The sequence below is a fragment of the Spiroplasma endosymbiont of Atherix ibis genome (genome assembly GCF_964020005.1).
Taxonomy (GTDB): domain Bacteria; phylum Bacillota_I; class Bacilli_A; order Mycoplasmatales; family Mycoplasmataceae; genus Spiroplasma_A.
In genome coordinates this window covers 406748-428207 of the sequence record NZ_OZ026474.1, presented here as the reverse complement: position 1 = coordinate 428207, position 21460 = coordinate 406748, and the positions used below count along the sequence as shown (strand labels likewise).

At 23.7% G+C, this 21460-nt stretch carries 21 protein-coding genes; 3 read left to right on the top strand and 18 right to left on the bottom strand.

Features of this window, described 5'->3' with window-relative positions; all coding sequences use genetic code 4:
• Positions 1 to 12: 12 nt before the first annotated feature.
• From AACK92_RS02355 to AACK92_RS02330, 6 genes are all read right to left on the bottom strand, one after another.
• Positions 13 to 321, bottom strand: a complete 309-nt coding sequence (locus AACK92_RS02355; RefSeq protein WP_339021590.1) for a 50S ribosomal protein L7 — start codon at positions 319 to 321, stop codon at positions 13 to 15.
• Positions 312 to 581 (bottom strand): RNase P modulator RnpM, encoded by a 270-nt coding sequence (gene rnpM / locus AACK92_RS02350; protein ID WP_339021589.1) that lies wholly within the window; start codon positions 579 to 581, stop codon positions 312 to 314. The genes AACK92_RS02355 and rnpM overlap by 10 nt, the downstream gene beginning before the upstream one ends.
• Before the next feature lie 8 nt (positions 582 to 589).
• On the bottom strand, positions 590 to 1933 hold the full coding sequence (gene nusA, locus AACK92_RS02345; protein WP_339021588.1) for a transcription termination factor NusA: 1344 nt from the start codon (positions 1931 to 1933) through the stop codon (positions 590 to 592).
• A gap of 331 nt (positions 1934 to 2264) precedes the next feature.
• Positions 2265 to 2852 (bottom strand): glycosyl hydrolase family 18 protein, encoded by a 588-nt coding sequence (locus tag AACK92_RS02340; RefSeq protein ID WP_339021586.1) that lies wholly within the window; start codon positions 2850 to 2852, stop codon positions 2265 to 2267.
• The gene (locus AACK92_RS02335; RefSeq protein ID WP_339021584.1) at positions 2815 to 3156 is read right to left on the bottom strand and encodes a hypothetical protein; all 342 of its coding nucleotides are present in this window, start codon (positions 3154 to 3156) and stop codon (positions 2815 to 2817) included. The genes AACK92_RS02340 and AACK92_RS02335 overlap by 38 nt, the downstream gene beginning before the upstream one ends.
• Positions 3157 to 3248: 92 nt before the next feature.
• A complete protein-coding gene (locus AACK92_RS02330) occupies positions 3249 to 3824 on the bottom strand; it encodes a DJ-1 family glyoxalase III (RefSeq protein WP_339021582.1) in 576 nt (191 codons plus the stop codon).
• Between the two features lie 69 nt (positions 3825 to 3893).
• Here AACK92_RS02330 and AACK92_RS02325 point away from each other — a divergent pair, with 69 nt between their 5' ends.
• Positions 3894 to 4316: a hypothetical protein gene (locus tag AACK92_RS02325; protein WP_339021580.1), complete on the top strand. Its 423-nt coding sequence runs from the start codon at positions 3894 to 3896 to the stop codon at positions 4314 to 4316.
• A gap of 92 nt (positions 4317 to 4408) precedes the next feature.
• Here the strand turns inward: AACK92_RS02325 and AACK92_RS02320 are convergent, their stop codons facing one another.
• Genes AACK92_RS02320 through AACK92_RS02305 form a run of 4 tightly spaced genes read right to left on the bottom strand, consistent with a single transcriptional unit; the run spans position 4409 to position 7758 of the window.
• On the bottom strand, positions 4409 to 4921 hold the full coding sequence (locus AACK92_RS02320) for a hypothetical protein (RefSeq protein WP_339021579.1): 513 nt from the start codon (positions 4919 to 4921) through the stop codon (positions 4409 to 4411).
• Between the two features lie 49 nt (positions 4922 to 4970).
• Positions 4971 to 5579 (bottom strand): ABC transporter permease, encoded by a 609-nt coding sequence (locus AACK92_RS02315; protein WP_339021578.1) that lies wholly within the window; start codon positions 5577 to 5579, stop codon positions 4971 to 4973.
• A complete protein-coding gene (locus AACK92_RS02310; RefSeq protein ID WP_339021577.1) occupies positions 5485 to 6204 on the bottom strand; it encodes a hypothetical protein in 720 nt (239 codons plus the stop codon). Before AACK92_RS02310 ends, AACK92_RS02315 begins: the two co-directional genes overlap by 95 nt.
• Before the next feature lie 33 nt (positions 6205 to 6237).
• A complete protein-coding gene (locus tag AACK92_RS02305) occupies positions 6238 to 7758 on the bottom strand; it encodes a hypothetical protein (protein WP_339021576.1) in 1521 nt (506 codons plus the stop codon).
• 28 nt (positions 7759 to 7786) lie between these two features.
• Between AACK92_RS02305 and AACK92_RS02300 the strand changes: the two genes are divergently transcribed.
• Positions 7787 to 8050 (top strand): hypothetical protein, encoded by a 264-nt coding sequence (locus AACK92_RS02300; protein ID WP_339021575.1) that lies wholly within the window; start codon positions 7787 to 7789, stop codon positions 8048 to 8050.
• 266 nt (positions 8051 to 8316) lie between these two features.
• On the opposite strand, the gene AACK92_RS02295 is transcribed toward AACK92_RS02300, so the two are convergent.
• From AACK92_RS02295 to AACK92_RS02285, 3 genes are read right to left on the bottom strand one after another with little or no spacing between them, the layout of a single operon-like run.
• Positions 8317 to 9624, bottom strand: coding sequence for a hypothetical protein (locus AACK92_RS02295; RefSeq protein ID WP_339021574.1), 1308 nt, complete (start codon positions 9622 to 9624; stop codon positions 8317 to 8319).
• Between the two features lie 15 nt (positions 9625 to 9639).
• The gene (locus AACK92_RS02290; RefSeq protein ID WP_339021572.1) at positions 9640 to 10029 is read right to left on the bottom strand and encodes a hypothetical protein; all 390 of its coding nucleotides are present in this window, start codon (positions 10027 to 10029) and stop codon (positions 9640 to 9642) included.
• Positions 10030 to 10083: 54 nt separating this feature from the next.
• Positions 10084 to 10293, bottom strand: a complete 210-nt coding sequence (locus AACK92_RS02285; RefSeq protein ID WP_339021570.1) for a hypothetical protein — start codon at positions 10291 to 10293, stop codon at positions 10084 to 10086.
• A 143-nt stretch (positions 10294 to 10436) separates the two neighbouring features.
• Here AACK92_RS02285 and AACK92_RS02280 point away from each other — a divergent pair, with 143 nt between their 5' ends.
• A complete protein-coding gene (locus tag AACK92_RS02280; RefSeq protein ID WP_339021568.1) occupies positions 10437 to 12881 on the top strand; it encodes a hypothetical protein in 2445 nt (814 codons plus the stop codon).
• A gap of 378 nt (positions 12882 to 13259) precedes the next feature.
• Here the strand turns inward: AACK92_RS02280 and AACK92_RS02275 are convergent, their stop codons facing one another.
• The 5 genes from AACK92_RS02275 to tig all read right to left on the bottom strand — a co-directional run bounded on the left by AACK92_RS02275 (position 13260) and on the right by tig (position 21077).
• Positions 13260 to 14039 carry a hypothetical protein gene (locus tag AACK92_RS02275; RefSeq protein WP_339021567.1) on the bottom strand — a complete coding sequence of 260 codons (780 nt, stop codon included), beginning with the start codon at positions 14037 to 14039 and terminating at the stop codon, positions 13260 to 13262.
• A 24-nt stretch (positions 14040 to 14063) separates the two neighbouring features.
• The gene (locus tag AACK92_RS02270; RefSeq protein WP_339021565.1) at positions 14064 to 15314 is read right to left on the bottom strand and encodes a replication-associated recombination protein A; all 1251 of its coding nucleotides are present in this window, start codon (positions 15312 to 15314) and stop codon (positions 14064 to 14066) included.
• 61 nt (positions 15315 to 15375) lie between these two features.
• Positions 15376 to 17235 (bottom strand): ABC transporter ATP-binding protein, encoded by a 1860-nt coding sequence (locus tag AACK92_RS02265; protein ID WP_339021563.1) that lies wholly within the window; start codon positions 17233 to 17235, stop codon positions 15376 to 15378.
• An 86-nt stretch (positions 17236 to 17321) separates the two neighbouring features.
• Positions 17322 to 19697, bottom strand: coding sequence for an endopeptidase La (gene lon, locus AACK92_RS02260; RefSeq protein WP_339021561.1), 2376 nt, complete (start codon positions 19695 to 19697; stop codon positions 17322 to 17324).
• 90 nt (positions 19698 to 19787) lie between these two features.
• Positions 19788 to 21077 (bottom strand): trigger factor, encoded by a 1290-nt coding sequence (gene tig, locus AACK92_RS02255; RefSeq protein ID WP_339021559.1) that lies wholly within the window; start codon positions 21075 to 21077, stop codon positions 19788 to 19790.
• Positions 21078 to 21460: the final 383 nt, after the last annotated feature.

The window sequence follows — 21460 nt, the reverse complement described above, 5'->3', positions numbered from 1 at the left end:
ACATTTCCCTTCTTATTCAATTTTATTTAAAAGTAACTTTACAAAATTTTCATCACAAACACCAACACTTTTAATATTAGTTTTACCAATTGCTTTACTTAACTTTTCAGAATCAAATAAATTATTAATAATTTTTATATTATAGAAGTTAGCTTTATCATTAATTTTTTTTAATTGAGATTTTCCCATATCAGAAGTTGTAAATATAATTTTAACTTTTTGATTTTTAATTTGATCAAATAATTTACTTCCATAAACTAATTTACCAGTAGATGAAATTATTCCTAAAGAACCTAATAATTTATCTAAATCTAATCCCAATTTAATTTTACCTCATCTATAAGTTTTTCATAAAATTCATTATTTAAAGTAGTTCTTAAATTTCTTTCTAAAGCTTTAGTTTTCTTAACTTTTTCAACAGCTTCTAGTGTTGGTCTTATATAGGCTCCTCTACCATGAGCTTTTTTAGTATTATCTATAAAAACTTCACCATTTTTATTTTTAACAATTCTTATTAATTCTATTTTAGGATACATCTTATTAGATGCAGCATCTTTTCTAAAATTTATGTCTTTTGTCATTTTTTAAATTAATCCTGATAATATGAATCATATTCATCATCATTGTCAATACTTTCTTCATATTCAAAAGTATTATCATCACTATTTAGACTTTCAAATGCTGCAATTGATGCTTGAATTTCATCAATTGATTTGTCATGTTCAACAAATACAATTTCTTCTTCTGTTTCTTTTTTAGTAACAATATTTTCTTTTACATTATTTTTTAAAGTTTTTTCTCTTCTTTTATTAACTTTATTTAAAAATTCTGGATCATTTAATTCCTTTTCACTAATATTTCCATTTCACAAAATTTCAATTTCTTTTTCTTTTGCACTATCAAGTGAAAAAATATTTATTTTCATATTTACAAGATTTGCAACTAATCTAGCTGCCATTCCTCTTTTTCCAATTGCCAATGATAATTGTTCATTTGGAACAACTATAAAACATTCATTATTTTCTTCATTAATATCAATACTAATTACTTTAACAGGTGCTAATGAATTCATTACAAAAGTTTTAGGATCTTCACTTCATAAAACTACATCTATTTTTTCACCATTTAATTCTTTAGTAATATTTTTAATTCTACTTCCTAAAGCTCCAACACAACTTCCAATTGGATCGATTCCTTCTTCGTATGAGAAAACAGCAATTTTAGCTCTATGTCCTGGCTCTCTTGCAACAGATTTAACTTCTACTATTCCTTCTAAAATTTCAGGAACTTCTGTTTCCATTAATCTTGATAAAAATTCAGGGTGAATTCTTGAAGCTTGAATTTGTGAGTGTTTATTATCTTTTGAAACCTCTTCAATATAAAAACAAATTCTTTGATCAATTTCAAAATCTTCTCCTGGAATTATTTTTTTATTCCAAATTGGAATTATTGAACCATTAACATCCACTAAATAACTAGTTTCAGTAATATCTTTTACAAATCCTCCAACAATTTCGTGATTTTTTGATAAAAACTCTTGATAAATTTTATTCTTTTCACCTTCACGAATTTTTTGTTTAATAATTTGTCCAACTTGCATTACTGCCAATTTAGAAAATTCCATTGTAAATTCTACTGGTTCATAGACATTATCTCCAATAGAAATATTATCTCCGTATTTTTCTTTTGCAGCATTTAAACCAATTTCTAATCACTCATCTTCTATTTTCTGAACAACTGATAATTCCTTAAATACTTTAATTTGCCCTGTATTTTGATAAATATCTACTCTAACAATAGCTTCTGGATCAAAGAATTTTTCATAAGCTTTTTGAAAACCTTCTCTAATTCCTTCTAAAATAACTTCTTTATCAATTTTTTTATCTTGTACGATTTCATAAATAGCATCTAATAATTGTGCACCATCAATCATGGTTTTTTATCCTCCTGTTTAACTTTTAATAAAATGTCAATTTTATTTAATAAATAGAAAAGAAGACTTGCGCCTTCTTTTAATTAAATATGACATTTTAATTATAACTAATTTTTAACAAAATATAGAATTTATTTAAAAATAATTAATATTTTTTAAATCATTATTTATAAAACTCATTTATATAATAATTTGCAAAAATCCAATTTGAGTTTTTATCTCAATTAATTGACCAAGTCATAAGACCTTTTAAATAGATATCTTTTTTAACTAAATAATTAGTAGCATTTTTAATATTATTTTTTTGAATTTGACCATTTGCTGCAGCATCTTAATTTGATGGTAAACCTCATAGTAATTTATCAGCATTAATTTGATAAAAATTATCTTTACCTTCTACAATATATTTTGCAATAAGATATAAAAATTCTGATTTTAATTTGTTATTATTTTGAGGTAATCAATAAATATTCAATCCCAAATCTTTTCTATCTTCTTCTTGGATATTAATTCCATCACCTGCTTGATTATAAAATTGTGGATTTATATAATCATAATATCCTTCTAATTTTTCTAAATATTTAATATAACTTGCTCCAGTTTTATTTACTTTTAAATATGGGAATTCAGGAGCCATTGAGATAATGAAATCTATATTTTTTTCAGCTAAAATTTTTTTAACTTCAATTAATGCTTCTGGAATAACTTTTTGATTATCTGCTGCATCAATTGCAGTCTGTTCTAAATCAATATCTACTCCATCAAAACCAAATCTATCAACTAGTCTTAAAATTTCAGTTACAAATTCATCTTTTTGATTTTCATATAAATTTATATGAGCATCTGCTCCACCAAGTGAAATAACAACTTTTTTCCCTTGTTTATGTAATTGTTCTATTTCATTTGCAAAAAAAATCATCTTTCTGTTCTTGATTCATTTCTGGATGTGTGGCTACTAAAGGAATAAATGTAGGAATTTGTCCATCTCCATAAGATTTAAAGAATGATACTTGAATAACATCATATTCTTCTGGAACTTCTGTTAAATCAATATATTTTGCATTTCCTCCTTTATAACCTGTTGCATTATCAAAATTATGTCAATAACCAATTAAAATTTGATTTTCCTTCATTTGAATATCTAAACTTGTTTTTTCAATAAAAACAGAGGCACTTGATCCTGTTAATCCAGTAGATCCTATAAGTGATAATAATATTTTCATTATTTTTTGCCCTTTCTTTCAACAGACCCACCCATCCAACCATTAATTAAGATTTAAGTTTTTTTAATAAAAAGCAAACTTTAAAATTATTATTAATAATTAAATACTAACGTTTCATGTAATTTTAACATTTGTTCTGTTGAAGTAAAATGATCAACAATTTGTAAAGCAAATTGTAATACTCCTCCAATTGAACTTCCTGTAATAATATTTTTATCAGCAATTGCTGACATGTGAGATTTTTTAATAGCTTTATCTAAATATTGTGTACATCCTGGATAATGAGTAACTTCAATTCCATTAACAAGCTCTAATTTACCTAAAATTTGAGGAGCTGCACAAATAGCTGCAACAACTTTATTCTCTTTAGCGTGTTTTTCAATTGCATTCATTAATACATCATTTTCTTTTAAATGCTCTACTCCAACTAATCCACCAGGTAAAATTAAACAATCATATTTTGAAAAGTCTATTTCACTAATTAGCTTGTCAGCTTTTATCTCTATATTTCAAGAACCTTTAACTTGTTTAGAATCACTTATTGAAACAATATCTACAACAGGAAAACTGCCATTAAATAGTTTTTCTGCTCTTCTTAAAACATCAACTGTTGCTACAACTTCTGTATCTTCAAAACCATTTGCAACAAAAATAGCCACATTTGCCATATTTATCACTCTTCTCTTTTTATTATTATACTATTATTTTTTTAGTTATAATAGTTTTAGGTGATCTTAATGCTTTCAATTAGAAAAATAATAAGTTTTATAAGAATATTTAAAGAAGGTAAAAATAAAGATATTTTTAAAGAAAATTATTCTTCAAAATTAATACATAATCAAAAAATATTAGATATGAATATAAGAACAGTTAGAAACTCGTCAAATAAATTTAGTTCTTTAATATTCAAAGAAAAATTTTCTAGTGAAAATGGTTTTAAACTTGTTTATTCTAAAGGATTTAATTCTTTTGGTTTTAAAGAACAAGTAGATGTTGTATTTTGTGATATTAAAAATAAAGTAATAGAAACTTATTCAAACTTTAGTCCAAACAAAATGACAAAATATCACAATAAAACAATTGCAATTTATGTTTTAGCAAATAATATGAATAAGTTTTTAAATATAAAACAAAAAGATATTTTAAAAACAATAAAATAAATAGACCTTTAAATAATAAAAAAATATAAAAATTGTCCTCATAAAGTATTTTTTACATTTGAACAATTTTTATATTTTTATTTTATTTCTAATTAATCAATTTTATTAACTGTTTCTTGTTTAATTTTTGATCAAAAATTAACAGCCAATATTTTATCTACAGCTCTAACAGAAATATGTAAAACATCAAAATAGAAATGATTTTTATTATATTTTAAACAAATATGAGCAATAGTTATTCCCATAAAATCATATCCATTTTCAATTAATTCATTAGCAGTTTTTTCTTTAAAATCTGAACTACCATAATTTTGATACATTATTTCTCTTATGGTTTCAATTCCAGGATTCATTCATGTGGTTAATAAGTAATTTCTTAGTTTATTAATTTTTATTTTCCCATTATCTCCTTGTGCTAATCAATAATTAATAATTTTTTTTTCGAAAAAAATTGAAAAATTTTGAATTCCTTCTGTTAATGAAGGAAAAAAGATTTGATAAGGTTCTAACTCACCTTCAATTTCAAAGTGAGCTAAAAATCAAGGTTCTGGAAAATTTATTACTCCAATTTGATCAGAATTCAACTGATATACTTTTTCACTCATTTTAAGTCTTCCTTTATAATCAGTAAAATTATAACATATTTCTATTTTTTTATTTCATCAATACTGAAGGTGATTCTCTTCTTATTTTTTTTGTTGTAATTGCAATTGAAGAGAAAAATGCACCAAATACAAGTAAAATAGCAACAATTAGTGTTCACCAAGTTAATCCAAAAGGAATTGAACCTAACTTGTGGCTTATAATATTAAAACTAATTGCTATTATAGTAAAATTAGTAGCCACACTTAAAATATATAATAAAAGAGAAAGAATTGTTACAGTTGCAAATGTATATTTAATAATTTTTCAATTTGAATATCCTAAAGATTTCATAACAATCATAAATTTTCTATATTGATTAACATATAAATCATTAATTAAAGTAATAGTTAATATCATAATAATTATAAGTAGTGCAATTGCAATAGTAGCAATGTTTAAAATTATTACAGATAATTGATTTATAAGTGCTTTTTGTTGACTTAATAATTTTGTACCTTCTATTTCTAAACTACTTGCTCCATAATTATCTCCATTTATTGTATCTACTCCAGATTTTGTATCTCTAGTAAATGAAGCTTGTGAAGTTATAAAGTAAGGTTCTTCAGCATTTGAAAAAAATACCTGTATACCAAATACTAGGTCGTATACTTCTTTCAAAATTATCATTTCCATAAACTAAATTTTTTTGTGTTAAATTTTTATTATAACTATAATACTCAATAGGATTTATATAACTGTAAGTGTTAACTTTTACATCATTATATGTATAATTTTCAACAGGTTTTGTTAAATCCTCGTATTGCAAATTAAATGGAATATATTTAGAAATACCATATCCACTCAAAATATTAATAATATCTTGATCTGCAATAACAAGTGGATTTCCATAGACATCTATTGAACTAACTTTCTCAAATTTTATAGATTTAACATTTTTTCCTGATATTCAATTCATATCTGCATTTCCAAAAGTTATTGGTCCATTATTATCTCTTAAAGTTCTTGCATAAAAATTATAATATCCCTTTGCAATAGTTTCAGTTGGAGTTCCTGATAAGTTTTTTAATTCTCTTTTATAATTTCCTGAACTATCAAAATAAAATGAATAAGGTTTTATTGCAAAATAACTATCATTAGAAATATTTGGATTTATTTTTTCTCAAGCTTCTTTAGTTTCTTGTGGAACTTTTGTAACATCATCTTTTCATCATTGTGATGAATCTACATTACCCTTTTCTTTTAAAATTTCAAAATCACTTTTATAAAAGTTAGGAATAAACATTGTAATATTATCAAAAGAATAGTAAGGTCTTATTTATAAATTTAACTCTTCACCTTTTTCTGTTGGAATTGAAGTTAAGTTATAAAAACCATATGAATTATCCATAAGATTTATATTTTCACGATTTTTTTGTTCATTAATTAAATTAAATCCAGTTTGATCAAAAATAGGAGCATATGTAAATTTACTTGGAGATAAAGATTGCATTTCAATATAACCATTATCTGTACTATTTTTTTGAGAATTTTTATTATATCTAATTCAATCACCATCATCATAAATTCATGCTTGATTTGGTATATTTACTAAACCATTTCTTAAAACCAATCTAGATTTATTAATTAAAGGATTTGATAAATTATTTCAATCATTATTTAAAACAAAATCTGTTTGATCATTTGCTACAACTGGAATAGTAAGTTCTTGAGTTTCTTTATTATAAATATCTTTAATTGATTCCAATTCTTTTGTAGATATTTGCTCTTGAGGCTTATCATTTAAAACTTTTTCTAAAATTTTAGATTGATATTCATTAATAAATACTTTATTGCTTATTTTCTCTGAAATTTTATATGCATTTTGAGTTTTTTGTAAACCTGTAATATTTAAATTTAAATTATTTTTTGATGATACTAGAAGATTTGTATATAGGTTATCCACACCAGGTATATACTTATTTATTTGTCATCCAAGTGAGAAATTATTAAATCTATTTTCTGATTTTGCAAGATATTGTTTAATATATGCTGGAGTTTGAGCAATAATAATTTCTATAATTTGTTCTTTTCATTCTCCTTCAGATATTGAAGAACCTTTAATAAAGTTAGTTAATAATTGAGGTAATCCATTTGTTAAAAGTTCTGATAAATCATTAATTTTCTTAATTCTTTTTTGAATTCCCTCATCACTGTTTGTTGAATTTTTAAATTCATTAGAATTTGAGTGAATTGTTCATTCCAATATTTTTTGCATATCTTCAATTGAAATTCCTTTACCAACAAGTTTACTTATATTATTTCCAAGTAAACTTGCAATAATTGAAATTACTGAGTTTTGTTCTTGATATAATTTATTATATTGACCTGATGCAGAATTAGTAATTGAATCATAAATTAATTTTGCAGTTAGTTCTTTTGAAGAATTTTGAGAAAGTAAAATTTGAGGTATTGCTGAAGCATCTGGTATTGGTGCAAAATCAGTTACATTTTTAGAAATATTGATAATACCAGAACCAAAAATTGATTTACTGTCAATTAAATTTTTTTCATATTCATCAACTTCTTTTGTAGGAGATAAAGAGTTTTTTGCAAGTGGAGCATTACCTATTAAATCTCTATTTTCATAGTAGTTTGAATAAAGAACATTTTTATAATAACTTCCAACAACATTTTGAACAAGTCCTGGAATAGTCAGACCAAAAGAAACTAAGAATCCAGCCATAAATATAGTTGTTGCAGAAAGAATAGTTTTTGATAAACCAGAAACAGCTAATTCTAAACTAAATCTTGTTGAAAATGATCTATTTTTAACTACTGCATTTTTAACTTGATTCAATCAATAAATTTTTTTAGTTTTCTCTAATTTGTTTATTATTTCTAATGTTGGTCTTTTCACTAATATAAAAGCTGTAAAAAATGAAATTAAACATAAAATTACTCCAAAACATAAAATAGAAATAACAATTGCTATTGGACTAAAAACTAATATATTTGAACGGCCACCAGAGAATTATATAAAAACTTTTGCTATAAATTCTTGAACAAATGCACCCACAATTCAAGCAAAAGGAATTACAAATAATGTAACAATTATCCCATATGATAAATATGATAAAGAAATTTCTTAACTTTTAGCTCCCATTGCCTTTAATATACCAATTTCTCCAGCATTTATTTCAACAGTTTTTTTAATAGCAATAATTGCAGCTGATATTGCAATTAAACAAATTAGTACACAAAAAATAATGGAAAAAATTTTAAAACCATAAATAATTTTAGGTGCTATAAGTCAATTTAATTTTAAATTACTAGAAGAAAAACTTTTATATTTATCTATTATATTATTTTCCTTAAATTCGCTTTTCCCAGTTAAAAATTCATAAGAATTATATACTTAAACAAGGTTTGTAAATGAATATGCTCTAAATTTGTCAATATCATTTTGCATATCTTCAGGATTATCTTTATTTTTATAAGTTAAAAAAGAATAAACTATCTTTGTTGTGGACTTATCTAAATCTATTGTTATTATCTTATCTAAGTTATTTTTATTTGCATATATAATTGCATTTTTTTTACTATTTGGAAGAGGATTTGTAGTATTTGCAATTGGATAATATGTCAATGGTTCTGATGCAAATCCAGAAATAACAAAATTATTTCCTCCAATTTTTATATTTTTACCTATTTTATATTTATTTGCTCTTGTAAATTGTGTATTAATAAGAATTTCATTTGAGGTTCTTGGCAAATTACCTTCATATAAAGTAATTGAGTTTTTTCATTGATTTTCAATATCAACAATTCTATAAGTAATTTCAGAAACATTATCAGTATATTCAACTTCAGCTCTAGCTTTATAATCAAAATTTGTTACTTTTGCAAGTAATTCATTTTTCATAAAATATCCTTTTATTCTACTAATATTTTCATAGCTATGTTTATCATAATAATCTAAATCGTCAAAATTAGATCATCTTCCAAGATCTTTATCAATACTTGAATTTTCAAAATGTCTTAAATAGTTTGTATTAAAAGTTTTATCAACATTAATAATATTATTATTTTTATTATTTTTATTAACAATAAGTTGAGTAAGAGATCCTCTCATTCCTTTGTCATAAACTTCTTTTTTACTTTTTAAATATTGATAACTATCATCTTTTAAAGAAATATCTACACTATTTCTTCAAGGAGTATTTTGTTCAGTTACTATAAATTCTTTTTTTATTTCAACACTATCATATCCTTGAATTTCTGGTTTAAAACCAAAAATTCATGTAAAAATAGTTACTCCAAAATTTTTAAGATCAGATTGTAATTCTGAACTATTTCTATCTATAAAATTAAAACCTATTTTATTATTTTCATTTAAATCATTAAAATATTTAATAATATCTTTTCTTTCTTTTGAATCTTTTGAAGTAATAATAGCTTGATTAACTCAATATGCTGGATATTCTGTAGTTGCTCTAATTATTTGTCTTAAATAAGCTTCAAGAGAAAAATATAAATATCTGTTATAAATATCATTATCTCCATTATCAGATATACTTATAACTTGATTTTTATTTTCATTATCATATTCAACTTTTGCAATATTCATTTTAAAATTTTCTTCTGTTATAAAACCTTTATTTTTAAGTTCATAAAATAAAGTATTTTTAATATAATTTGGAATACTTTCATTTTCAAAAAACAAGTCTTTTAAATAATTTTATTTTAATTTTTCAATTATATAAATATAAAAATTACTAATTTTTCCAGCATGATTAGCTGCAGTTTTTTTTAAATATGTAAAAGAAGTAGCATCTGACCAATAATTAACAGATCTATAAGGTTCTCAAGTAGATAAGTCTTTTTCAGGATCATATTCATAACCAAATATATCTTTTCAATAATCTGAATCTGTAATCATATTTAAAAATTTTTCTTGAACTGTTTTATCTTCAAAAGTTTCTGTCAAAAAAGTTTTTTGATTATATCCACTTAAATTACTTTCTGAAAAAAAACTCAAATTATAATTTATATCAAGTGCTTTATTATTTTTACTTGTTGGATTTTCTGAATCTATTGAATAAATAAACTGACTGTTCATTATATCCATAGGATCTATAATATCTGTTCCAGAAACATCAGAAGAATTAACATTAACAACTTTTTAACTTACATAATCAAATGGATTCATTTTTGATGTTGTATTATGATAGTCATCACTAATTCTTTTTGTTGATGATAAAGAAACGCTCAAAATAAAAGAAGCTAAAAAACTCAAAATAATAATTACAATAAATTGTATTTTGAATTTTATAACACCTTTTATTCCTTGTTTTAAATATAAAAATATTGATTTTTTAATTATTTTATCCACCGACTACAATTAAGTATGATATTATAGTTTTTTTTTTTTTTTTACAACACGTAAAAAAATTTTTTAAAAATAAAAAAATATTTTAGTATTTTAAAAATAATTTATTGCAAATAATAAATATAATATGCATATTAGGTGAAAAAATGAAAAAATTATTAAGTATAATCTCAGCTTTTGCATTAATAAGTTCAACTTTTACTGTTGCATCTTGCAGTTTAGTAAATTATAAAGCTCAATCAATAAAAAATAAGATTAACAATTTAGTTGAAATTTCTTCAACTCTTTTAAGAGGAACTATGGTTCAAAATGCAAGTCAAAATCAAAATGCAAATTCTGATACTCTTGCATATGATTCAAACTATTTAAACTCTCTTATTAATAACTCAAAAGCAAATAAACTTATTCCAAATTTTAAAACAGATGCACAAACAACAATGAAAAATTTAAAAGACACATACTTTACAAATCAAAATTTTGACAGAGATTCAATTAATTCTTTAAATAGTGATTTTTTAACAAAAAATGTTAAATCTCCTAATAGTTCAACAGATGATTTTTCTTCAAAATTTATTTTATTCTCTAGTATTTTAAAAACAAATGGAGGAATTCATCCTAGTATTTCAGGTTTAATTCAAGGTTTATTACCTCAATTAAATTTAAAAGATGATTTGGCAAATATATTAAATAGTGAATTATTAAAATCTATTTCAAATTTAATTAAAAAAACAAATGAACCTCTAACAAAAATTCTAGGTTTTTTACAACAATCAAATTTATTTTATGCTATTTTAAAAAATTTCTTTAATTCAGATTTTGAAAATTCAAATAAAGAAAAAAATATAGCAAATACAACAAAATGAGTTAAAGAGTTTATAAATGAAGTAAAATTAAATAGTTTAGATATACTAATTGAAGAATTAATTAATAAATTACTTACACAAGATAAAAATGAACAAGAATTAACTGGGCAAATGATTCTGAACTCTTCTTTAAATCGTTTTAGTAATATTTTAGCAAGAGTTACAAACCAAGAAGATAAAATAATTAATTCTTCAAATCTTTATGAAACATTAAGTAAAAATTTTGATGAAGATTTAGGGGATTTATTGGGTAACTTTTTAAAAAGTTTAAATTTAAATACTAATTTTAGTAATTTTGATTTTAAGTCAGTTTTATTTTCTTTATTAAAATCTCCTGAAAACATTACTGATATTTTATTTATAATTTCAGGACTTTTAAAATATATCTCTTCAATTAATTTCTCTGATTTTGTTCCTGAAGATGATAAAAATTTATTTAGTTCTACTACATCAAATAATGAATTTTTAGAAGAAATAAATAATAAAATCTTAAAGGAAAATCGATTCAAAACTGAAACTCTCTTTAAAAATATATCAACAATTATAAATGTAAAAACAAATGCCAATGGAAAACAACTTCAAAAACTATTTTATATGTTGTTTAATTCTGGACAAAAAGCTACTGAAATTGATTCAAATATAAATTTATTTTCACTATTATGAAACCTAAATCCTTCTGTGATCTGAACTAGTGAAAAAAATAATTATTCTTCTTTATTATATGGTATCGGAAAAGGAGTAGCTATTTGAAAAGGTTGATCTTTTACAGGTATTGGACCATGTCAAGTAGGAAATTTAATTAGATGAGTAATTGGAGATGGACTTGGCTATAACTCTGATTTTAGTGGATTAAATAAAGTAATAGAGAGTTTAAAAGAAGTGGGAGTTGAAATTAATTTAAAAGTAAGTGAACAAACAACAGAACAATTAAAACATTTGTTTAATGCTTTTTATGATGAAAATTCAACTCTTTTAAAAGATTTATTTGGAAAAGAAATTACTTTATATTCTATTTTTAATGAAGAAATCATTCTTTCAATTAAAATTATAGATATTATTGATTTAATATACAAAAATATTGCTTCAAATGGTAATGAACAAGAAATAAATACAGAGAAATTAAGAACTGGTTTAGATATTTTGTCTAAAGAATTAGTTAACGATAACTATACTCTTTATTATAAGAGTTCAAATAATTTTGTACAATATAAGAAAAATAGCACAAATGAGTGAGGAAAATATAATGCACTACAAGCTATGATAATTTATTATTCTAAAAACGGAATGTATCTAAAAATAGAAGACAATGATATTAATGAAAATATTAAAGGTTCAAAAGCAGCAATGTATGCTTTAGGAACAGATTACGATCAAAATGGTAATCAAAAAACAAATTTTAGAGATAATAGTTTATTAACAGGAGTTGAAAAAATATTTGATGATGAAATAATTATTAATATTTTAAATGATCTTACAAGAGGTTTTACAGATATTCAAACAATAAATGAGAATATTTCTAATAATATTTATAAAAAACTAATAGAAAATGAAAATTTTGAAACAAAAATAATAAATTACTCAGATATTGATACAAATAAGCAACAATCTATAACTTATAGAACAACTTATAAAGATCCCTTTTCTAAAGCGAATATAAATTATGAAGTTAATTTAGTCTTAAAGATTAATGAAGATTCATGACAAATTAACTCTATTAAAAAAATTTAAAAGTTAAATTTTTAGTTTTTTTTTTTTTTTTATAAATTTTATAAAGAAGTCATCAAGAAAATAAAAGTTTAATCTCTATTTTAAAAATAATTTTAATTATAGCATCAGCATTAAAAGTTACAAGTTGTAACATTTTTAACAATTTAAGAACTTTAATATATAAACTAGTTTAGTTGAAATTTCTTCAACTTTTTAAAAAAAATCTATAATTCAAAATGCAAGTCAAGAATTAAATAATAAATTTGCATATTAAATAGTTTAGTTAATTTAAATAAAGCAAAAGATTTATTGCTTAATTTTAAAATGAATAATAAAAAAACTACTATGTTTTTTCAAATAGTAGTTATTTTAATTCATAATGATTAAGTAGAATTCTTGCTAAACTAAAATCATAATCGCAAGAACAGATCCCAAAGTACATATTGGAAATAAAAATCATAATAATCATAAATTAGAATTTCATTTTGATCCATAAGTACCTTTTTTATCTTTTTTTGGTTTAACTTTTTTGGGAGGAACTACTTTTATTTCTACAACCTTTTCTTTAGCTTCAACTGGTGCTTTTCTTCAACCCTCTTGTTCTTTCATAGGTTTAATTTCTTCATGTTTTTCTTCAAATTTATGAGGAATTTTTTCTTTTACCTTATTTAAATCTTCATCTATTGCTTGCTCTTTTTCATTTTCTGCTAATAGTGGATTATCTGAATCTGGAAGTATTTCAATCTCCCCATTTGTTCTTCCAGCTAAAGTATCAACAAAATGTTGAGCAACTTCTCTACTTGGAGTTGCAAAAGTTACTCCATTTCCAAAACTGTCATTTTGAAGTGAAACATAATGCAATCCTCCAGAATTTTTTGAAAATTGTAATTGAATTTTTTGAAGTGAATACGAATCAAATGGTAAATATCTTATTTGTTTACTTGTATCATTGTCCAAAATTTCTAAAGTAAATGTTCTTTTTGTTGTAATAAAAACAATTCCAATCATTTCATCTTCATATCTTTTAAAACTAGCTCAAAGTGCTGACAAAACTTCTTCATCTTCGTCAAAATAAGTTTCTGTTTGAGATCAAACTTTTTCTAATATATCTTTGTAATTGGGCATTCAAATATAGCCTTGACTTGCAAGTTCTTCTTTTAATTGTGTACTTGTTTTCATATTTAAAAACCAACTTCCTTTTTACTATTTTAACTTATTTTTATTTGTAAATCTTGTATATATATCCATTAATTTTTTTTCATAAATACTGTGTGGTTTAAAATTAAAATACTTTATGTCTTTTATTTGATCAGGTAAGTACTGCTGTTTTAGTCAGTCATTTTCATAATTGTGAGGATATTTATATCCAATTCCACTACCAAGTTTATGAGCATTTTTATAGTGATTATCTCTTAAATACATGGGAATTGGTGGTGCTAGTCCTTTTTGGACATCTTCTAAAGCTTTTTCTAAAGCCATATAAGAAGAGTTAGATTTTTCACTTAAAGCCATTTCAATAATAGCTAGTCCTAATATAATTCTTCCCTCTGGCATTCCAACTTGTCTAAAAATTTGACAAGCTTGAAAAACTCTTAAAGGAATTGTTGGATTTGCCAATCCTATATCTTCATATGCCATTATAATCATTCTTCTCATTAATACTTCATAATCTCCAATTTGCATTAATCTAGCTCAATAATGAAGTGATGCATCTACGTCACTTCCCCTTATTGATTTTTGAAGAGCAGATTTAAGATCATGATATTCATCTCCCTCTCCAGTTCCTTTTGTAACTGCTTGATCAAATATTGAAGACATAATATCTTTATTTATTTTTTCATTTGAATAAAGAGTAGTTAAGATTTCAATCGCATTTAAAGCAACTCTTAAGTCTCCATTAGCAAGTTCACAAAGATTTTCAAATGCACTTTCTTTTATATTCAAAATAATATCATTATTTTTTAAAATTCTTTTAATTCCTTCGTTCATTTCCATAGAATTAATTTCTTTTAATTTTAAAATAGTACATCTGCTTCTAATAGCAGGATTTATTACAAAATAAGGATTTTCAGTAGTTGTTAAAAAAACAATTACCTTTTTAGATTCAATATATTCAAGTAAATAGTCTTGAATATTTCTATTCATTCTATGAATTTCATCAATTATTAATATCAATTGTTCTTCATGATTTGAAGATTCAATTAATTTCTTAAGTTTTTCTTTCTTATCATTTGAGGAATTAAAAAATTCATATTTAGTATTTAAATCATTTGCAATTGATATTGCCATTGATGTTTTTCCCACACCAGGAGCACCATAAAAAATTAAATTCGTAAGAAAATTTTTCTCTATCATTCTTGAAATCATTCCATATTTATTATTAATTAAATGAGATTGTCCAACTATATCTTTTAAAGAGTTTGGTCTTAAAAGAAAACTTAAAGGTTTATTCATTTTTTTCAACTCCTATAATTGAATAATAGCATAAAAAAAACTAACCATTTTGATTAGTTTTTTATGAATTTCCTGCATCATGTAAATCTTTAAATTTACCTGGCATTTTAATTAATTCTTTATAAGTTCCCTGTTGTACAATTCCCTTACCAGAAACTAAAACAAATATTTGATCTACATCTTTAATTGTACTTAATCTATGAGCAATAATAACTGATGTTTTTTCTTTCATTAATTCATTTAATTGAGATTGAATTTCTTTTTCAACAATATTGTCCAAAGCACTTGTAGCTTCATCAAGAATTAATAACTCAGGATTTCTTAATAAAATTCTTGCAATAACAAGTCTTTGTTTTTGTCCACCACTCAATAGTAACCCACGTTCTCCTAAAATTGTTTGATATCCATAAGGTCAACTATTAATTATTTGATCAATTTGAGCTTTTTTACATGCTTCATGAACTTCTTCTTCTGTTGCTTGAAAATGACCATATCTTACATTATCATAAACATCTCCAAAAATAATTGAAGGTTCTTGTTCAACATAGCCCACATGACTTAAGTAGCTTTTCAAATTAAAATCTTTAATATTTTTATCATTGATTAATAAACATCCTTCTGTTGGATCATAAAATCTCAAAAGTAATTTAGAAATAGTTGACTTACCACTTCCAGTTTCACCAACAAAAGCATAAGATTTTCCTTTTTCAAGAGTAATATTTAACTTTGGAACAATATTTACTTCTGGCTTTTCAGGATAATTAAATTTAACTTGTCTAAACTCTATTTTTGAAATATTTTCATCGAATAAAATTACTGACTTATCTTTATCATCTAAAATTGGTTCTTTTTCAATAACTTCATATATTTGTCTTGAAGAAGCAGATGCTCTTGAAAGACCTGGAATAATAGCAGCTATTTGTCATAATGGACGAGTTAATCCTATCATTGCAGAAATAAATGCTGGTAAAGTTACATTCATCATTTCTGAATTATTAAAAAATAAAATTGCTACTGTTATCATTATTAAATTTATAAGAACATCAGAGGCAATTAAAATAGCTAATAAAGTTCCATCAATTCTTGAAATTGGTTTAAAAGCTTTTATATAAGGTTCATGCAAACCATTCAATCTAGATTCTTCATATTTTCTAGTTCCTGTTGCTTTTACTAATTTAATTGCTCCAATTCTATCAATAACATCTCCATTAACATCTGAAATTACTTCTCTTACAATTTTAACTTTTTTCTGATATTGCAATGAAAATAGTATAACTAAAATTGCTAATGAATAAACACACAAACTTGCTATTAAAGCTAATTGTCAATGTAAAATAAATAAAGTTGAGGTTCCCATTGCAATTACAAGTGGTGCTTGAATAACTCAAGCTATCATACCTGAAATTTCATTTCCAATTACATTAGTATCTCCAACAAGTTTTGTCATTAGTTTACCAATTTTTTTATCTGAATAATAACTTATATCTTGTTCTAATAATCTTTTAATTGTTAAATTTCTTAACTCAACTTCTATTTTTACAGCTAACATAATTGAACAAGAGTTTCTAATATAAGTGCATATATAAAGTAAAACAAGATCAGATACTGTTATAGCCATTCATCCATATCAAGCAAGACCATATACTTTTTCTTGTCTTGTTGCTTGAAGTACATAACTTAAAAATAAAGTATTTAAACTTACCAAAAAAGCACTAAAAGTAACTACAAATACAACACTTAAAAATAATGCTTTATACTTTCATCCATAAATTAATACAATTCAAGAAAACCTAAGTTTGTTCTTTTCTTTAACAAGTTTATAAATTTTATCATCTGGTATATATTCCTTAGAATCAGGTTTTGGATTTGGAATATTAACATCACTAATTGGCATATTTGTTGCACTAAACGATTGATCCATTTTATTTTTCCTTTCCTTTTTTAATATTGAAATATTATCACAAATAATAGAAAAACAACTCTCAAAAAGAGTTGTTTTTTAAATTATTAATGAGGTTTTTTAGTTTCTTCTTTTGAAGAAGTTGCTATAGGCAATTCTCTAACTAAATCACTTAATTTTATTCCAAATACATTTTCATATACTTCTGAATATTTTTGAACAGGAACAACTTCCAATTCTTTTCTAACTTCTTCAGGAATATCTTCTATATCTTTTGTATTTTTAAATGGTATCAAGATTTTTTTCAATCCACTTCTATGAGCTGAAATTGATTTTTCTCTTAATCCACCAATTGGAAATACTAAACCTCTTAGTGTAATTTCACCTGTCATACCAATTTCTTTTGGAACTGGTTTATTTGTTAGTGCAGATACAATTGCAGTAGTAATTGTTACTCCAGCACTTGGTCCATCTTTTGGAACAGCTCCTTCAGGAACGTGAATATGTATATCATTTTCATTAAATACTTCCTTAGGTATTGCAAATGCTTTATAATTTGATTTTACAAAGTCATATGCAATAGTTGCAGATTCTTTCATAACATCTCCAAGTTTACCAGTTAATACTAAACCACCTTTTCCTGGAAAATGATTTACCTCTATTGGTAAAATGTCTCCCCCAAATTGAGTATATGCAAGTCCTGTAACAACTCCAACTTGTGCTTCATTTTCTTTTTCAGTATGTTCAAAAATACGTTTTTTCAATAATTCATTAACTATTTTTGGAGTTACTTTTAAAGTTTCAATTTCTTTATTTAACATTTTTACAACAAATTTTCTAACAATTGATGCAATTCATCTTTCTAATTGTCTTACACCAGCTTCTCTAGTATAGTGTTTTATAATTTCATTAATTGATTCTTTTGTGAAAACTACTTGATCTTTAAAAACTGCATGATCATCTAATACTTTTGGTATTAAATATTCTTCTGCAATTTTCATTTTTTCAATTTCAGTATAACTTGAAAGCTCAATAATTTCCATTCTATCATATAATGCTTCAGGAATATTTTCTGGATAATTTGCTGTTGCAATAAATACAACATCACTTAAATCATATTCTTCTTCTAAATAATGATCTGAGAATTTTGAGTTTTGTTCTGGATCCAATACTTCTAACATTGCTGAAGCTGGATCTCCTCTATAATCACTTGCCATTTTATCAATTTCATCAAGTAAGAAAACTGGATTTTTAACTCCTGCTTTTTTCATTCCTTGTATTACTCTACCTGGCATAGCTCCTATATAAGTTTTTCTATGACCTCTAATTTCTGATTCATCTTTAACTCCACCAAGAGCCATTTTTATAAACTCTCTTCCCATTGATTCAGCTATTGATTTTGCTAAACTTGTTTTACCAACTCCTGGAGGTCCTACTAAAGTAATTATTTGACCTTTAACTTTATTAGTATTTTGTTTAACAGCTAAATATTCTATAATTCTTTCTTTAACTTTTTCTAAACCATAATGGTGTTTATCTAAAATATTTTTTGCAAATTTTAAATCTGTTTTTTCTTCTGTTTTTTGTCATCAAGGAGTTTGCATCATTCAATCAATATAGGTTCTTATAATATTTGCCTCTGATGAAGCTGCTGGCATACCTTCACATTTTTCTATTTCTGATAGTATTCTTTTTTTAATATTTTCTGGGAATGGTTCTGATTCTAGACGTTTTCTATATTTTGCTAAATCATCTCCCTCTCCATCCATATCTCCTAATTCTTCTTTAATTGCTTTTAATTTTTCTCTTAAATAAAATTCTCTTTGCTGTTCATCAACTCTTGATTTAATTTTTTTACTAATTGATGATTCAATATCAGCTGATTGACGTTTTTCATCTAAAAAGTCATTAATTATTTCAATTCTTTTTATTGGGTCAAATTCTTCAAGAATTGCTTGTTTCTTTTCAATAGGCATAAAAGGCATTAAGTTTGCTGCACTATCAACAATAAAGTTTGGATCTACTTCTTTTGGAGCAGAATTAATAATTTCTTCAACTTCTGATGGAAATTCATCTTGCGAACTTATCATTGCTTTTATATATTTTGTAATTTTATCTAATGCTTCTTTATTTGAGCTTTTTAGGCTATCTTTTACTTTATAATTTGCAATATAAAAATCGTTTAATTCAATATCACTAATTTCAGCACGTGAAATTGATTTTATATTTACAGTTAATGTACCATCTTTTCATTCTTTTTTTATTTTTATTTCTGCTAATATTCCAAATTTGAATAAATCTTCAATTTTTGGTTCATCTTCTAATGGTTTTTTTTGTGAAACCATCAAAATTTTTCCTTCATATTTTTTTACAGATTCCTTAACAGCAAGTGTTGTTTTATCTCTTCCAATTTCTAATACTTGATCAAATGTTGGATAAATATAACTTCCACGTGTTATTAGCATAGGTAATTTTTTATTCATATTATTCCTCCTTAGGTACAAAAATATGATAACACAATTTTTAGCACTTGCAAGTGCTAAGTGCTAAAAAAATACAATTAATTGTATTTTTTAACCATTATTTGAATATAAAAAATCAACAATTTTTTCTCTAATTATTTCTTCTTTAATTTGCACTTCTGGTATTAAAGATTCTTTAATAAAATCAGGTTCTACTCCAAAATTTTTAGCTAAAGAACTATATTTTTGTTCCATTTCTTCTTTAGAAACTTCAAATTTTTCTGTATTTCTTACTTGATCTGTAATTAAATAACTTTCAATACGTTTTTTTGCATCTTGAAATAATTCATTTCTAATGTCTTGATCACTTAAACCTGTTTGTTTTTTATATTCTTTTATAGTAATTTTTTGACTTTGTACTTTTGCTTCAAATTCTTTATATAAATTATCTATTTCTTTATTAATTGCAGATTTTGGAATTTCAATTTTTGAATCTTTTCTTATTATATCTATTACATTATTTACAAAAATATTTTTAGATTGATTTAACTTTTGTTCCAAAATTTGTTTTTTTAGACTATCTTCTAACTCTTTAAAAGTTTTAATTCCTGGTAAATTTAAATCTTTTAATAATTCATCATCTTTTGAAGGTAAAACTCTTTCTTTAATTTCTTTTATATCTAATTTAAATTCTGCTTTTTTTCCACTTAATTCAGGAGTGTAATTTTCTGGGAAAGTAACATTTATTGATGATTTTCCTAATGTTTTACCAATCATTTTTTCTTCAAAACCAGGAATCATTTGTCCACTTCCAATAACTAATTTAAAATCAATTCCTTTTCCACCTTTAAAAGCAACATTATCAATGAAACCTTCAAAATCAAAAATAACAGAATCACCTTTAGCTATTTTTTCTACTTTTTCTTTTTGTTTTTCCATTACAAATCTTTCTCTATATTGATCAATTGCTTTATCTAAATCTTCTTTTTCAACTTTTACTTCTTCTTTAACTAAATCTTTATATTTTATTCCTTTGTAATTTCCTATTTTTATTTCAGGTTTTAAATCAAATATAAAATGCAATTCACATTCTTTTTCACTAATTTTAACTGGTGTTGGAACTGGTGAATTAAATGGTTCAACATCAGTTTTTTGTTCTTTTGCAAAATTTCAAGACTTTTCAATTACTGATTGAACAGCTGCATTTAAATATTTAACTGGAGTTAAATATTGTTCAATTTTTTCTTTAGGTATTTTACCTTTTCTAAAACCTGGTATTTCCATATTTACAGATACTTTATTTTTACCCTTTTTAATTGCTTCCTCTCATTCTTTTCCATCTATTGTAACTATTCATATTCCTTGCCCTTTATCAGCAAGCTTTTTTGCACTAAATTTCATATAAATTTCTCCTCTTTTATATATAACTTTTTAATTATAACAAATATTTATATATTGTTAACTATTTTAGCTTTTATTAGAATAGTTAATTTCTTTATTTACTCATTTTATTAAAAAATAAAAATTACTATTAATATTTAGAAAATTTAAAAAAACACTTTATAATAGTGTTTTTTTAAATTAATTTCATCAAATAATTACATTTTGTATATTATTGAAATATTTTTTTAATAATACAATATATATTATTATATTGTCATAAAATGAAACTTTATATTTTTACATAAATCTATCATCTGATTTTTAAAAATTTTTGATTGTGATCATTAATAAAATAAACTATCAAATTTTATTAATATATATTAACAAAATTATTTTATAAA